We start from the raw sequence: 15,432 nt of genomic DNA on the forward strand, positions 1-15,432 counted from the left end.
CGTGTCTATGGTGGGGCGGGACAGCGCTGCGCTTTGATTACAGCGCACAGGCTGCTGTCGCCGTTAATCGTCTGCATGACACTTCAGCCGAAGAGGCATGCGGCTGCGCAGGAGTTGCCATTGCCGGTCGAGCTTACGCCTTCCCAGGCCCTTGGGCTCTGGCACACGGTTTCGCTGGAACAGGTGCGTGTCGACGGTCGCGATCTGACGCTGCGCCAGATGGCGATCTTGCTGCAGATCTATCTCGTGCCACCGCCCCACACCGTTCGCGGCCTTGCCGCAACGCTCGGCGTCACCAAGCCGGTCATCACGCGCGCGCTCGATACCATGGGCGCGCTCGGGCTTGTCGATCGCGTCCGTGATGATCGCGATCGACGCAATGTCGTCATCAAAAGGACAGTTGACGGTGCTCTTTATCTTGAAAAGTTCGGCGATCTGATCATTGATCAGGGCCGCAAACAGCCTAAGTGAGTTGACATGTCGACACTTCCCGATCGCCGCCTGAATGCCTATCGAGCCGACCTCGCCGAAAGCCGCCTTCGCGGCGTCGTCGATGCCGAGCGCTACGTCGAGGGAAGCGTCGCGCGCGTCTCCGTGCCGGTGACGCCGCTTCGGGCAAAGCCCGATCTTGCCTGCGGGACCGATACCGAGCTGCTGCTCGGCGAATCGGTTCGCGTGCTCGATACCAATGAGAGCTGGTGCTGGGTGAAAGCTGATCTCGACGGCTATGTCGGGTACCTTCCGGAATATTGCCTGGCACCCGTAGTCAAAAGCCCGACGCATGTCGTCTCGGCACCGCGCACCTTTGTCTATTCCGGGCATGACCTGCGTTTTCCGACCGTCTACCCGCTGTCGATGGGGAGCCGACTGACCGTCATCGACGAGCGCGAGACCCGCGGCACCCGCTATTTCCTGCTTGATGGCGGCCAGGCCGTGGTTGCCAACCATTGCATCGAGGTCGGCAAGGTTGTCGAAGGCGACTATGTCTCCGTTGCCGCCCGTTTTGTCGAAACGCCCTATCTCTGGGGCGGCCGCTCCGGTTTCGGCATCGATTGTTCCGGTCTCGTCCAGCTGTCGATGATGATGGTCGGCAAGCTGGCGCCGCGCGATTCGGACATGCAGGCGGCCGGCCTCGGCACGCCGATCTCCCGCGAAGAGCTGAAGCGCGGCGACCTCGTCTTCTGGAAGGGACATGTCGCGTTGATGGAAGACGACGAGACGCTGATCCACGCCAATGGCCATACGATGACCGTTGCGCGCGAAGGTCTGGAAGCCTCGATCGAGCGCATCGGCTGGCTCTACGAACAGCCGACGGGCTATCGCCGTCCCTGACGATTCAACGGCTCAGTAGCCGGCTAATTTGTCGACGACGTGCTGCAGCGGCTGCCCGCTTTCGAGGCGGGAGATCTGCTGTTCGACGTGGCGGAACAGCGCCTTGACGTCCGAGGACGCGGCGACATGCGGTGTCATATAGACGTTCGGCATCTGCCAGAAACGGCTGTCGGGCGAAAGCGGCTCCTGCTCGAAGACGTCGAGGGAGGCCGCGTGGAGAATGCCCGCGTCCAGTGAACTCAGGATATCGGCTTCGTTCTGGCTGCCGCCGCGGCCGCCATTGATGAAGACCGGGGCGCCAAAGGGGCCATTGCGGCTCAGCTTGGCAAAAAGCCCGGCGTTGAAGATGCCTTGGGTCTCAGGCGTCAGCGGCAGCAGGCCGACCAGGAAATCGGTACGCGCCAGGAAGGCATCCAGTTCGTCGCCGCCATAGGTCTCGATGCCGTCGACGGCCTTCTTGCCGCGCGACCAGCCGACGACCTTGAAGCCCATGACGGAAAGCTTGCGGGCCGCATCCTGGCCGAGCACGCCCATGCCCATGATGCCGACAGTAACGTCGGCCGCTTCCGGCTGCGATAGATCGCGCCACTCGCGCTTTGCGGCAAGCGCTTCATAGGTCCGGTGCTGACGCAGATGCATCAGGCATTGCATCACCACCCATTCGCTCATGCGGGTCGTCAGGCTGCGATCGACGAAACGAACAAGCGGCACCTCCGGCAGCCCCGGCAACGTCAGCACATGGTCGACGCCGGCGCCGCCGGAGAAAACCACCTTGAGATCGGGCGCCCTGTCGAAGAGGTCGGGGGCCGATTTCCAGACCACGGCGTAGTCGACACCCGAGAGGTCACGATTGTCATGGACGGCGTCGGCGCGGTTGATCACTTCCCGATCCGGAAAAGCACCTTTGAGCGCTGTTTCCACTTCTTCCGGGATGAATTTCAGATCGACGATGACAGGGCTTTTTGCGGGCATGGCGGGAACTCTACTGGCGGATGGCGGTGAGGTTGACGGCTTCGAGGTTGAAGGCGGCGGCCATCAGGGCCTTGGTGTAATCTTCCTGCGGCGCATTGAAGATGCGCTCCGCCGGGCCCTGTTCGACGACCTTGCCCATGCGCATGACGATCATCTCATTGGCCAGCGCCCGCACCACCTTGAGGTCATGGCTGATGAAGAGATAGGCGAGGTCGTGCTTGTGCTGCAGGTCGCGCAGGAGATCGACCACCTGCGCCTGAACGCTCATGTCGAGCGCCGATGTCGGTTCGTCCAACATCACGAATTTCGGTTTCAGCACCATCGCACGCGCAATCGCGACGCGTTGGCGCTGGCCGCCAGAGAATTCGTGCGGATAGCGCCAGCGGGTGGCGGCATCGAGACCCACTTCCTCCAGTGCCGCAGCAACGCGGGCATCGCGCTCGTCGTCCGACAATGTCCGCTCGTGGATTTTCAGTCCTTCGGCGATGATGTCGGCAACCGACATGCGCGGGCTCAGCGAACCGTAGGGGTCCTGGAACACCACCTGCATCCGGTTTCGAAGCGGCCGCATCTCGCGGAAACTATAGGCATTGATGTCCTTGCCGACGAATGCGATGCGCCCCTTGGACGAGATCAACCGCGTCAGCGCCAGGCCGAGCGTCGTCTTGCCCGAGCCCGATTCGCCGACGACGCCGAGCGTCTGGCCGGCGCGCAATTTGAGATCGATACCGTCGACCGCCTTCACATGATCGACGACCTTGCGCAAGAAGCCGGCCTTGATCGGAAACCACACCTTCACGTCATCCGCTTCCATGACGATCGGCTTGGAGGCGTCGGAAGGAGGCGGGTTGCCCCGCGGCTCGGAAGCGAGCAGATGGCGGGTATAGGCATGCTGCGGATTGGCGAAGATCTCGGCGGTCGGTCCGGTCTCGACGATCTTGCCCTTGGTCATCACACAGACGCGATCGGCGATCTTGCGCACGATGCCGAGGTCATGGGTGATGAACAGCATCGACATGCCGTGTTCGTCCTTGAGCTTCTTGAGAAGTTCGAGGATCTGCGCTTGCACGGTCACATCGAGCGCCGTCGTTGGCTCGTCGGCGATCAGCAGCTCCGGCCGGTTGGCAAGCGCCATGGCGATCATCACACGCTGGCGCTGGCCGCCGGACAATTCGTGCGGGTATGCTCCGAGCCGCTTCTCCGGTTCGCGAATGCCGACCTGGTTCAACAGTTCGAGAATGCGCGTACGCGCAGCAGCACCTTCGAGCCCCTGGTGCAGCTCGAGGATCTCGCCGATCTGCCGCTCGATCGGGTGCAGCGGATTGAGCGACGTCATCGGCTCCTGGAAGATCATCGTGATGTCGTTGCCGCGCACCTGGCGCAGTTCCGCATCGTTGGCCTTCAGAAGGTCCTTGCCGTTGAAGCGGATTTCACCGCCCGGATGGCTTGCCGAAGGGTAGGGCAAAAGCTTCAGGATCGAGTTGGCGGACACGGACTTGCCGGAGCCGGACTCGCCGACAAGCGCAACCGTTTCGCCGCGCTTGATGTCGAAGGAAATGCTGTCGACCGCAATCGAGGTGTTGCCGCCTTGGTGGAAGGCGACCGACAGATCACGGACGGAAAGAATGGGATCGGTCATCGTCGCGCTCACCGGAATGTCTTTCTCGGATCGAAGGCATCGCGGGTCGCTTCGCCGACGAAGATCAACAGAGACAGCATCACCGACATCACGCAGAAGGCCGTTAGCCCGAGCCAGGGAGCCTGCAGGTTGGATTTGCCCTGGGCGATCATTTCTCCAAGGGACGGCGAGCCCGGCGGCATGCCGAAGCCGAGGAAGTCGAGCGAGGTCAGCGTGGTGATCGAGCCCGACAGGATGAACGGCAGGAAGGTCAGCGTCGCCACCATCGCATTCGGCAGCAGGTGCCGGTACATGATCGTGCCGTTGCCGACGCCAAGTGCACGCGCTGCATTCACATATTCGAAGTTGCGTGCCCGCAGGAACTCGGCGCGCACGACGCCGACGAAACCGACCCAGGAAAAGAGCAGCATGATGCCGAGCAGGATGAAGAAGCCGGGCGGCAGGATCGCGGCGATGATCAGGAGAATGTAGAGCACCGGCATCGACGACCAGATCTCGATGAAACGCTGCATCAAAAGGTCGGTCCAACCGCCGAAATAGCCCTGCACCGCGCCGGCCGTCACGCCGATGACCGCCGAGGCGATGGTGAGCACCAGGCCGAACAGCACCGAGATGCGGAAGCCGTAGATCATGCGCGCCGTCACGTCGCGCGCCTGGTCGTCGGTGCCGAGCCAGTTGAGATTACCGGCGATGCAGTTGCGGTCGGCCGAGCCTTCCGGATAGGCCGAGCAGCGCTCGTCCTTGCTCATCAGCCAGAAGGGCTTTGTCGGCGCCGAATGCGGAATGTTGGAGTTGACCGTCTGGTAGGAGTAACGGATCGGCGGCCAGACCATCCAGCCGTTGGCCTCGATCTCGTCGCGGATGAAATCCGAGCGGAAGTCGGTCTCGGCGAGGAAGCCGCCGAACTTCTCCTCCGGATAATCCACCACGGCAGGAAACAGGATCTCGCCCTTGTAGGAGGCGATGATCGGCCGGTCGTTGGCGATGAACTCGGCAAACAGGCTGAGCACGAACAGCAGAAGGAAAATCCAGAGCGACCAGTAACCGCGCCGGTTCGCCTTGAAATTCTGCCATCGCCGTTGGTTCACTGGTGAAAGGAAACCGCGTGGCGGGGCCGCAACCTGCGTGACGGTCGGGGTGACGGTGTTCATCACACGTCCCTCCGCTCGAAGTCGATACGCGGATCGACCCAGGTATAGATCAGGTCGGAGAGCAGGCTGACGACCAGTCCCATCAGCGAGAAGATGAACAGCGTCGCAAAGACGATCGGATAGTCGCGCTTGACGACGGAATCATAACCGAGCCGGCCAAGGCCATCGAGCGAGAAGATGTACTCGATCAAAAGCGAACCGGTGAAGAAGGCCGAAATGAAGGCGCTCGGGAACCCGGCGATGATGATCAGCATCGCGTTGCGGAAGACGTGGCCATACAGCACCTGGCGGTCGTTAAGGCCCTTGGCCCGTGCTGTCGTCACATACTGTTTCTTGATCTCGTCGATGAACGAATTTTTGGTCAGCAGCGTCGTCGTTGCAAAGGCCGAAAGCAAAAGCGTGATCAGCGGCAGCGTCATGTGCCAGAAATAGTCGAGGATCTTCTGCCACCAGGGCAATTGCCAGAAATTGTCCGAGACGATGCCGCGCAGCGGAAACCAGTCGAGGAACGATCCGCCGGCAAAGACGACGATCAGGAGGATGCCGAACAGGAAGCTCGGAACGGCGTAGCCGACGATGATGATTCCGGATGTCCACACGTCGAAGGTCGATCCATCAGACACCGCCTTCTTGATGCCGAGCGGGATCGAAATCGCGTAGGAGAACAGGAGGATCCAAACCCCTAGCGAGATCGAGACCGGCATCTTCTCCTTGATGAGGTCGATGACCGAGGTGTTGCGGAAGAAGCTCTCGCCGAAATCGAAGCGAATATAGTTCCACATCATCGTGCCGAAGCGTTCGAGCGGCGGCTTGTCGAAACCGAACTGCTTTTCGAGCTTGGCGATGAATTCCGGGTCGAGCCCCTGGGCACCGCGGTACTGGCTGCCCTGATCGCCACCGGCCTGCATCAGGTCGCCGCCGCTGCCGCTCAAGCGGTCGGAGCCGCCGGCGTTGGTCAGGTCGGAGATCACCTGCTCGACCGGTCCGCCCGGCGCAAACTGGATGACGGTGAAGGAAATCGCCATGATGCCGACGATCGTCGGGATCATCAAAAGCAGGCGACGCAGGATATAGGCACCCATCAGGCCAGCCTCTCGATCGACGTGTTGCCGGTGGCCCGGACCCGCGAAGCGTTGGCGTGCGCCCTATGGTGTTTCAATCCTCACGTCTCCTTGCGGCTCTCAGGCCCAAGCCGGGCCTATATTCGTTATCAGTGATTCGTTTTTCTGCATTTGGAATCGAGACGGCTTCCGAGTGCAAGGGCTTCATTTGGCCGTGGCGTTTTTCGACCACCAGGTATCCGGGAAGCCAGTCCCGTAATAGGGGAGCTCCTGTGTCCGGGCGAGGTGGTTCCAATAGGCAACGCGGATCGCCTTTGAGTAGAACAGCGGCACGACGTAGCGGTGGGCGAGAAGGACGCGGTCGAGCGCCCGTGTCGTCGCAATCAGTTCGTCGCGGTTCGGCGCGAAGATGATTCTTCGGATCAGCTCGTCGATCGCCGGGTCGGAAATGCCGACATAGTTTCTCGACCCCGGTTGGTCGACCGAGCCCGAGCCCCAGTAGTCGAGCTGTTCGTTGCCGGGCACCAGTGTCTGCGCCCAGATTCCGTAGATCATGTCATAGTCGAAGCTTCTGACGCGATTGGTGTATTGCGAATCGTCGACGGTGCGGATGCGCGCATCGATGCCGATTTTCTTGACGCTGTTGATGAACGGCGTGACCGTGCGCTCAAAGGACGGATTGGACAGAAGCAGCTCGAAGGAGAAGGGCTCGCCGGTCTTGACGTTCACCAGCCGGTTGCCCTTGAGCTCGTAGCCCGCCTCCTTGAACAGTTCGAGCGCCTTGCGCAGGTTGCCGCGCACCTTCTGCGGGTCACCGTTCACGGGGTTCTTGTAGGGCGTGGTGAAGACTTCGGCCGGAACCTTGTCCTTCAGCTCCTCAAGGATTTCCTTTTCGCGGCCCTCGGGAAGGTTTGAGGAAGCAAGCTCGGTGCCCCAGAAATAGCTGTCAACGCGCTGATAGGCGTTGTAGGCGAGATTGCGGTTCAGATCCTCGAAGTCGAAGGCGTAGTTCAGCGCCTCCCGCACCCGCTGATCCCTGAATTTCTCACGGCGCATATTCGGCACCAAGGCCTGCATGACTCCCGTTGCACGCAACGGATTCTCGATCTCCTCGCGGACCACACGGCCGTCCTTCATGGCCGGAAAGTCATAGGCCGTGGCCCAATGGCTTGCGCTACTGTCCTGGTAGAAGTCGACATTGCCGGCGCGAAAGGCCTCGAACTGCACGTTCCGGTCACCGAAGAACGCGTAGCTGATCGCGCCGAAATTGTGCTGCCCGACATTGACGTTCAGGTCCTTGCCCCAATAGTCGTCCCTCAGCTCAAAACGGATCGAGCCACCCGGCTGGAACGAGGCGATCTTGTAGGGGCCGGAGCCCATGACCGGCTCCAGTGTCGTGCGGGCGATATCACGTTTGTTGCCCTTGGCGTCCTGGCCTTCCCACCAATGCTTCGGCACGATGGGGAACTGGCCGAGAATGTTCGGCAGTTCGTGGTTGTTCTTCTCGTCAAAGCGAAAGGTAACGTCGCGCTCGCCGGTTTTTTCCGCCGAAACCACGTGGCGGTAGTAGTTGGACAGGAGCGGATTGTGCTCTTTCACCATGTTGAAGGAGAAGATGACATCATCAGGCGTTACCGGCATGCCGTCCGCCCACTTGGCCTCTGCGCGCAGGCGAAACGTGGCCGACGAAATGTCGTCGGGATAGGAGACGCCCTCGGCAAGCAGGCCGTAAGCGGTGGTAATCTCGTCCTCGGCGGATTTCAGCAGCGTATCGAAGACGAGGGACGCAACACCGCTCGCCGCCTCGCCTTTGGCGAGAATCGGATTGAACGTGTCGAACGTGCCGGTCTCCGAGAGCCGTAATTCTCCGCCTTTCGGGGCATCCGGATTGACATAGTCGAAGCGGGCGAAGCCGTCCTTGTGCTTGGGTTCGCCGATCGACGACGTGCCATTGCGCCAGACCGGCTGTTCTTCGGCATGCGCTGCAGGAGGAAGAAGAACAAGTGCGGCCGCCAGAAGCGAGGCCGCCAGGCCAGGTTTCACGGTCCTGCAGAAAATTGGCATCCAGCCGGTACCCCTTATATTTCAACGTTCTTTTACGAGAGAATAGGCGAAATCGGGCCAAATGACAGGCGCCGCCGCAAATCAGGCGAAATTTTTGCGTCACATCCCGGTGATCCGCAAGGCTGAGGCAAAGGCGGCACCTTAGGATCAGGGGATATCGGGCATCTCGCACCCATTGCCGGTGCGGTTCGCCCTTGGGGAATGAACGGAACGGAATTGGATATGGTTGCTGCAATACGACGCTGTGGCTCGGCGCTTCTGGCGCTCTTGCTCGGAACGAGCGTCTTGATCGCCGATGCCGCCAGCGCAGACGACACGCCGGCCAAGGCGCTGTTTGGCGCCAAATCACTGCCGGCGCAGATGGCGCCCTCGTCCTACGGTTTCTATGCCAAGGGTTGCCTTGCCGGCGGCGTGGCGATCCCGACGGATGGCCCGACCTGGCAGGCCATGCGGCTGTCGCGCAACCGTCGCTGGGGCCATCCGCAGATGATCGCGCTGATCGAACAATTCTCCCATGATGCTGCCGAAAAGGTCGGCTGGCCCGGTCTGCTGCTCGGCGATATCTCGCAGCCGCGCGGCGGCCCCATGCTGTCCGGTCACGCTTCGCACCAGATCGGCCTCGATGCCGATATCTGGCTGACGCCGATGCCGCAAAGGACCCTGACGGGCCGCGAGCGCGAGGACATTTCCGCGACATCCATGCTGCAGAAGAACAAGTTTCTGACCGTCGATCCGTCGATCTGGACGCCGTCGCATGCGCGGTTGATCATGCTGGCGGCAAGCTACCCTCAGGTCGAGCGGGTTTTCGTCAATCCGGCGATCAAAAAGAAGCTCTGCGACACCTGGAACGGCGACCGCTCGGCGCTCGGCAAGGTCAGGCCGATCTATGGCCACGACTATCATTTCCACGTCCGCATCAAATGCCCCGAGGGGTCGTCGACCTGCAAGGACCAGGCGGCGGTGCCGGCCGGCGATGGCTGCGACAAGTCGCTTGCCTGGTGGTTTACCGATGAGCCTTGGGCGAAGCCGAAGAAAAAGCCGGGCGAAAAGCCGGTGAAGCCCCGCCTGACAACCATGGCCGACCTGCCGAAGGCGTGCACGTTGGTGCTGAACGGCCCAGCGCCGGCCTCCGAGCAGGATGTGACCTTTGGAATGGCCTATCGCGCCGCCTCACCGGCACCCGCAGAGCAAGGCATCGAGCAGGTGATCGGCAATGCCGCAAGCGATTTGCCGCCATCGGACGTGCCGGTGCCGCTGCCGCGTCCGACGCTGCAATAGGCGTCTTGGCTTGCGGCTTTTCAATCCTGTTACGCTCATGTATACGGCGATCAAATCGATTTAAATTTGATGGCGGGGAGATGGCATGGCGGATCGGAAATGCGTGGCCCTGATCGCGCACGATCAGAAGAAGGACGATCTTGCCGCCTTTGCCAAGGCAAACGAAGCGGTCTTTGCGCAGTGGAAGATCGTCGCCACCGGTACGACCGGTGGCCGCGTTCTCGATGTTTGCCCTGGTCTCGATGTCACGCGGCTGAAAAGTGGCCCGCTCGGCGGCGATCAGCAGATCGGCGCGATGATCGCGACCGGCGATGTCCAGCTGCTGATCTTCTTCGTCGATCCGCTGACGGCGATGCCGCATGATGTCGACGTCAAGGCGCTGATGCGACTTGCGATCGTCTATGACATCCCGATGGCGCTCAATCGCGCCACAGCCGAGCAGTTGATCGACTTCAACCACAACTGATAGAGAATTTTTCGAAACCTCACGGCGACGATCAGGATGGACAGTGCGATGCCCGGTGCGAGTGACAACAGCTTTTCCTTTCCGATCCTGATCGGCGATATCGGCGGCACAAATGCGCGCTTTGCCTTGCTGCTCGACGCCTTTGCCGAGCCGAAGCAACTGCAGCCGATCAAGACAGGCGATTTCGAGACGATCGAAGAAGCGCTGCAGAAGAGCATCCTCGACAAGACGTCCGTCCAGCCGCGTTCGGCAATCCTTGCGGTCGCCGGTCCGATCAAGGGCGATGAAATCCCGCTGACCAATGCCGGCTGGGTGTTACGCCCGAAGGACATGCTCGAAAGCCTTGGCCTTGAGGACGTGCTGATCATCAACGATTTCGAGGCGCAGGCGCTGGCCGTTGCTGCTCCGGCGGCTGAAGATCTGGTGCAGATCGGCGGTGGCAGCGTCCGCCCTCTGACCTCTCGCGTCGTTCTCGGCCCAGGTACCGGGCTCGGGGTGGGCGGTCTGGTCTTTGCACAACACACCTGGTTTCCGGTTCCGGGCGAAGGCGGCCACGTCGATATCGGTCCGCGCACGGAGCGCGACTTTCAGATCTGGCCTTTCCTGGAGCCGATCGAAGGGCGCATGGCCGGCGAGCAGATCCTCTGCGGTCGCGGTATCATGAACCTCTATCGCGCTGTTTGCGCGGCCAATGGTGAAGAGCCGGTGATGAAGGATCCGGCCGAGGTCACGACAAGCGCGCTGTCCGGCAACGACGCTGCCGCCGTCGAGACCATATCGCTGTTCTCGACCTATCTCGGGCGGGTGGCCGGCGACATGGCGCTGATCTTCATGGCCCGCGGCGGCGTGTTCCTGGCCGGAGGCATTTCGCAGAAGATCTTGCCGGCGCTGCAAAAACCGGAATTCCGCGCCGCCTTCGAAGACAAGGCGCCGCACTCCGCTCTGATGAAGACAATTCCGACCTTCGCGGTTATCCATCCGATGGCGGCACTTTCCGGTTTGGCGGCTTTCGCGCGCACGCCGAGAGACTTCGGTGTTGCAACAGAGGGACGGCGCTGGAGAAGCTGAAGCGGCCGGATCGCGCAAAGACTCGCCAAAGCCGCATCAAACCACTATAGAGCCCGGGAAAGGTAGCGTCGGCGTCCGACGCACCGCACAGGCTCAGGGAAGACAGGCTTTTTGAGCGCTAAAGATAAAAAACAGCATACGGTCGATTCCGAAACCATCACCGGAATCCTGAAGCGGGTCATTGCAGAAAACGGTCGCGATCACATCCGCGGCTATGTCTTTGCCATTGCCTGCCTGGCCGTCGTCGCTGCGACGACCGGCTTTACCGCCTCGATCATGGAGACCGTGATCAATGAGGCCTTTGCCAACAAGAACGCGAGCATCGTGCTGCTGGTCTGCGGTTCGATCTTTGGCGCTTTCGTGCTGCGCGGCTTTGCCACCTACGGCCAGGCCGTCGCGTTGTCGAAGATCGGCAACAATATCGTCGCAAGGTACCAGAAGCGGCTCTACGCGCATCTGATGGCGCTCAGCGTCGGCTATTTCAGCGAGCAACGGTCGGCACAGCTTGCGGCCCAGATCAGCCAGAACGTCAGCGGCATCCGCGACGTGCTCAATCTGACGGTAACGTCGATCGCCCGCGATCTGTTGACCCTGATCGGCCTGATCGGTGTCATGTTCGTCAAGGACTGGCTGCTGTCGATCATCGTCTTTGTGACGGCGCCGCCTTTGCTTCTGGGCCTGCGGTATGTTTCCAAGCGGCTGCGCTCTGCGACCCGCGAAGCCATCGATGTCAACAGCCGTGTCCTTGGTGCCATGCAGGAGACGATCCAGGGGATTTCCATCGTCAAGGCCTTCACGATGGAAGGCGAACTGCGCAGCAAAGTCGACGCGATCGTCGATCGCGCTGAAAATCGTGCCAACCGGATTGCTCGCCTGAGCGAACGCACGGCGCCGATGACCGAAACGTTTGCTGGCCTGGCCATCTCCAGCGTGCTTGCCTATTCTGCATTCCGGGCAATCTACAACGATGTTCCGCCAGGTGCCTTCTTCGCTTTCGTCGTCGCTCTGTTGATGGCTTATGACCCGGCGCGACGGCTGGCCCGCCTTCAGGTGTCGCTGGAGCGCGCTGCGGTCAATGCCCGCATGGTCTACGAGATTCTCGATACCGTTCCGCATCAGCGCGACAAGCCGGGTGCAAAGCAGCTTACCTTTGATGGCGCGACCGTCGAGCTGCGCGATGTGCGTTTCCGCTACGCCAATGGCGATGAAATCCTGAAGGGTGTCAGCTTCGTCGCCGAAGGCGGCAAGACCACCGCTCTCGTCGGTCCGTCCGGGGCAGGGAAGTCGACGGTCATCAGCCTCGTTCCACGGTTCTACGATCCGGCCTCCGGCCAGATCCTGATCGACGGACAGGACATAGCCGATGTGACCAAGCAGTCGTTGCGCAACGGCATCGCCTATGTCTCGCAGCAGCCTTACCTTTTCGAAGGCTCGATCCGCGACAACATCCGTTACGGTCGTCCGGATGCGACCGATGCGGAAATCGAAGAAGCCGCGCGTCTCGCCTATGCGCATGATTTCATTCTCACCCAACCGCAGGGTTATGACACCGCGGTCGGCGAGAACGGGGTCACGATGTCCGGCGGTCAGAGGCAGCGGCTGTCGATCGCCCGCGCGCTCGTGCGCAATGCGCCGATCTTGCTGCTCGACGAGGCGACTTCGGCGCTGGATACCGAGTCTGAGGCGGCCGTACAGAAGGCGCTCGACGAGGCGATGCACGGACGCACGGTGATCGTCATCGCCCACCGGCTTTCGACGGTCGTCAATGCCGACAAGATCATCGTCATGAAGGATGGCCTTGTCGTCGAGGAAGGCACGCACGAGGACCTGTCGCGCCGCCAGGACGGGCTGTACGCGCGCCTGCACAATCTCCAGGGCAAGGTCCCACAGGCGTCGGTCGACGCTGAAATCTAAACGTGAGTAGGAAGGAAAATCGCCGATGAGCACAACGGACATGAAGCTTGTGGTCGTCGGCGCGGCCGGTCGCATGGGCCAGACGCTGATCCGTATGATCAATGGCATGGATGGCGTCCGCCTGCATGCGGCGGTGGAGCGTCCAGGCTCGCCTTTCATCGGCCGTGACGCCGGCGAGATCGCCGGTCTCGGATCGATCGGCGTCTCGGTCACCGACAAGCCGCTCGAAGCCTTCGTCGAAGCCGAAGGCGTTCTCGATTTCACTTCGCCTGCCGGCACTGTCGAATTTGCCGGCCTGGCCGCGCAGGCACGTATCGTGCATGTCATCGGCACCACCGGCTGTGGCGCGGACGACGACGCGAAGATCCGTGCCGCCGCGCGTCATGCCCGCATCGTCAAATCGGGCAATATGAGCCTCGGCGTCAACCTTCTCGGCGTGCTCACGGAGAAGGCGGCGCGTGCCCTTGGTCCGGCTGGCTGGGACATCGAGATCCTCGAGATGCACCACAAGCACAAGGTGGACGCCCCCTCCGGTACAGCGCTGCTCCTTGGCGAAGCGGCGGCGAAGGGGCGTAGCATTGCCCTTTCGGAAAATTCCGTGCGTGTGCGCGACGGTCACACCGGCGCCCGCCCGCAGGGCACGATCGGGTTTGCGACGCTGCGCGGTGGCTCGGTGATCGGCGAACATTCGGTCATTCTCGCCGGCGAAGGGGAGCAAGTGACCTTGTCCCACAGCGCCACCGACCGCTCGATCTTCGCACGCGGTGCGGTGACTGCAGCGCTCTGGGCGCGGGACCAGAAACCCGGCTTCTACTCCATGCTCGATGTTCTCGGGCTCGACTGACACCATCTCTATCATCTCAAGGGGAAATCATATGAGCGGCACCCTCGTCCTCGTCCGGCATGGCCAGAGCGACTGGAACCTGAAGAACCTGTTCACCGGCTGGCGTGATCCTGACCTGACCGAGCTTGGCGTCGAAGAAGCCAAGGCCGGCGGCCAGGCGCTCGCCGACTACGGTATCAAGTTCGACATCGCCTTTACATCGTCGCTGATCCGCGCTCAGCGTACCTGCCAGTTCGTGCTCGATGCCGTTGGCCAGCCATCGCTCGAAACCATCCGCGATCAGGCTCTGAACGAGCGCGACTATGGCGACCTCTCCGGTCTCAACAAGGATGATGCTCGCGAAAAATGGGGCGAAGAGCAGGTGCATATCTGGCGCCGTTCCTACGACATTCCGCCGCCGGGCGGCGAAAGCCTGCGCGATACCGGCGCCCGCGTATGGCCCTATTACCTGACTGAAATCCTGCCGCGCGTGCTGGCCGGCGAGAAGGTCCTCGTCGCCGCGCACGGCAACTCGCTGCGTTCGCTGGTCATGGTTCTCGACCGTTTGACGAAGGAAGAGATCCTGAAGCTCAACCTCGCGACCGGCGTGCCGATGGTCTACATGCTCAACGCCAATTCGACGGTCGCTTCCAAGGAAGTGCTGGGCGACATGTCGGCCGCGCATTGAGCCGAGCATGCATCAACAAGCAAAAGGGGCGCATCGCGCCCCTTTTTCGTTTTCAGGCCTTACCGGCCTCCCAGCCGAGGATGGCGCGCTTGCGTGTCAGCCCCCAGTGATAGCCGGTGAGAGCGCCGCTCTTGCCGACCGCCCGGTGGCAAGGAACGACGAAGGAAATCGGGTTGGCGCCGACAGCCGCTCCGACGGCGCGCGAGGCGGTCGGCTGACCGATCTCTCCGGCGATCGTCGAATAGGTCGTGGCGCGGCCAAGCGGGATCTTCAAGAGCGCCTGCCAGACCCGGATCTGGAAGTCGGTGCCGATCAGGAAGATCCGCAAGGGCTGGTCGTCGCACCAGCGTTCCGGATCGAAAATGCGAGCGGCATATTGCGCCGTCGCCGCGCTGTCCTCGACGTAAGCGGCGTTCGGCCAGCGACGCGCCATGTCCTCGAAACTCTCCTGCTCACCGCCGCCATCGGCAAAGGCAAGGCCGGCCAGGCCGCGGTCGGTGATCATCACCAGTGCCGTGCCAAAGGGGGAAGGGTGATAGCCGTAGCGGATGACAAGGCCGGCGCCGCGGGCCTTCCACTCACCCGGCGACATTGCCTCATGGGTGACGAACAGGTCGTGCAACCGGCTCGGGCCTGATAGTCCGACCTCGATGCTAGTCTCCAAGAGCGGCATGTCCTCCTGGCGCAACAGCCGCTTGGCATGGTCGAGCGTGACCGCCTGCAGAAAGGCCTTCGGGGAAAGCCCGGCCCAGCGCGTGAAGACCTTCTGCAACTGCGTCGGCGATTGCTTCAGCCTCTGGGCGATCGCGTCGAGCGAAGGCTGCTCGCGATACTCTTCGGTGAGCATTTCGATCACGCTTCTCACCGTGTCGTAATCGGTGCCGCCGGGCGTGATATCGGTCGGGAGGGTTGTCGCTATGTTCATCGGTCATCTCCTGTCGTGACACAGGTAATCATGGCGCTGGTGCCGTTGCCA

The 15,432-nt window shown here is 61.8% G+C and carries 14 protein-coding genes; 8 read left to right on the forward strand and 6 right to left on the reverse strand.

The window, feature by feature from the left end:
• The first annotated feature begins 120 nt into the window (after nt 1-120).
• Together AC07UR_RS00130 and AC07UR_RS00135 are read left to right on the forward strand one after the other, a co-directional pair.
• Nucleotides 121-471 (forward strand): MarR family transcriptional regulator, encoded by a 351-nt coding sequence (locus tag AC07UR_RS00130; protein WP_053252495.1) that lies wholly within the window; start codon nt 121-123, stop codon nt 469-471.
• A gap of 6 nt (nt 472-477) precedes the next feature.
• A complete protein-coding gene (locus AC07UR_RS00135; RefSeq protein ID WP_173418541.1) occupies nt 478-1,332 on the forward strand; it encodes a C40 family peptidase in 855 nt (284 codons plus the stop codon).
• 12 nt (nt 1,333-1,344) lie between these two features.
• Here the strand turns inward: AC07UR_RS00135 and AC07UR_RS00140 are convergent, their stop codons facing one another.
• The 5 genes from AC07UR_RS00140 to AC07UR_RS00160 all read right to left on the reverse strand — a co-directional run bounded on the left by AC07UR_RS00140 (nt 1,345) and on the right by AC07UR_RS00160 (nt 8,219).
• Nucleotides 1,345-2,304, reverse strand: coding sequence for a 2-hydroxyacid dehydrogenase (locus AC07UR_RS00140; protein WP_209788389.1), 960 nt, complete (start codon nt 2,302-2,304; stop codon nt 1,345-1,347).
• Nucleotides 2,305-2,314: 10 nt separating this feature from the next.
• Nucleotides 2,315-3,943, reverse strand: a complete 1,629-nt coding sequence (locus tag AC07UR_RS00145) for an ABC transporter ATP-binding protein (RefSeq protein WP_209788386.1) — start codon at nt 3,941-3,943, stop codon at nt 2,315-2,317.
• 8 nt (nt 3,944-3,951) lie between these two features.
• On the reverse strand, nt 3,952-5,094 hold the full coding sequence (locus tag AC07UR_RS00150; protein ID WP_209788383.1) for an ABC transporter permease: 1,143 nt from the start codon (nt 5,092-5,094) through the stop codon (nt 3,952-3,954).
• Nucleotides 5,094-6,176 carry a microcin C ABC transporter permease YejB gene (locus AC07UR_RS00155; protein ID WP_173418545.1) on the reverse strand — a complete coding sequence of 361 codons (1,083 nt, stop codon included), beginning with the start codon at nt 6,174-6,176 and terminating at the stop codon, nt 5,094-5,096. Before AC07UR_RS00155 ends, AC07UR_RS00150 begins: the two co-directional genes overlap by 1 nt.
• Nucleotides 6,177-6,359: 183 nt before the next feature.
• Nucleotides 6,360-8,219: an extracellular solute-binding protein gene (locus AC07UR_RS00160; protein ID WP_209788380.1), complete on the reverse strand. Its 1,860-nt coding sequence runs from the start codon at nt 8,217-8,219 to the stop codon at nt 6,360-6,362.
• 222 nt (nt 8,220-8,441) lie between these two features.
• Between AC07UR_RS00160 and mepA the strand changes: the two genes are divergently transcribed.
• From mepA to AC07UR_RS00190, 6 genes are all read left to right on the forward strand, one after another.
• Complete coding sequence (gene mepA, locus AC07UR_RS00165; RefSeq protein ID WP_209788376.1) at nt 8,442-9,497, forward strand: penicillin-insensitive murein endopeptidase; 1,056 nt, start codon at nt 8,442-8,444, stop codon at nt 9,495-9,497.
• 85 nt (nt 9,498-9,582) lie between these two features.
• Nucleotides 9,583-9,963, forward strand: coding sequence for a methylglyoxal synthase (locus tag AC07UR_RS00170; protein WP_173418548.1), 381 nt, complete (start codon nt 9,583-9,585; stop codon nt 9,961-9,963).
• Nucleotides 9,964-10,011: 48 nt separating this feature from the next.
• Nucleotides 10,012-11,031, forward strand: coding sequence for a glucokinase (locus AC07UR_RS00175; protein ID WP_173418549.1), 1,020 nt, complete (start codon nt 10,012-10,014; stop codon nt 11,029-11,031).
• A gap of 111 nt (nt 11,032-11,142) precedes the next feature.
• A complete protein-coding gene (locus tag AC07UR_RS00180) occupies nt 11,143-12,945 on the forward strand; it encodes an ABC transporter ATP-binding protein (RefSeq protein ID WP_209788366.1) in 1,803 nt (600 codons plus the stop codon).
• A gap of 25 nt (nt 12,946-12,970) precedes the next feature.
• Entirely contained in the window at nt 12,971-13,789 is an 819-nt protein-coding gene (gene dapB, locus AC07UR_RS00185) for a 4-hydroxy-tetrahydrodipicolinate reductase (protein WP_209788364.1), read from the forward strand.
• 31 nt (nt 13,790-13,820) lie between these two features.
• Entirely contained in the window at nt 13,821-14,456 is a 636-nt protein-coding gene (locus AC07UR_RS00190; RefSeq protein ID WP_077499491.1) for a 2,3-bisphosphoglycerate-dependent phosphoglycerate mutase, read from the forward strand.
• A gap of 52 nt (nt 14,457-14,508) precedes the next feature.
• Here the strand turns inward: AC07UR_RS00190 and AC07UR_RS00195 are convergent, their stop codons facing one another.
• Nucleotides 14,509-15,381, reverse strand: coding sequence for a methylated-DNA--[protein]-cysteine S-methyltransferase (locus AC07UR_RS00195; RefSeq protein WP_173418553.1), 873 nt, complete (start codon nt 15,379-15,381; stop codon nt 14,509-14,511).
• Nucleotides 15,382-15,432: the final 51 nt, after the last annotated feature.

The organism is Ensifer sp. GW821-FHT05G01 (assembly GCF_059419585.1).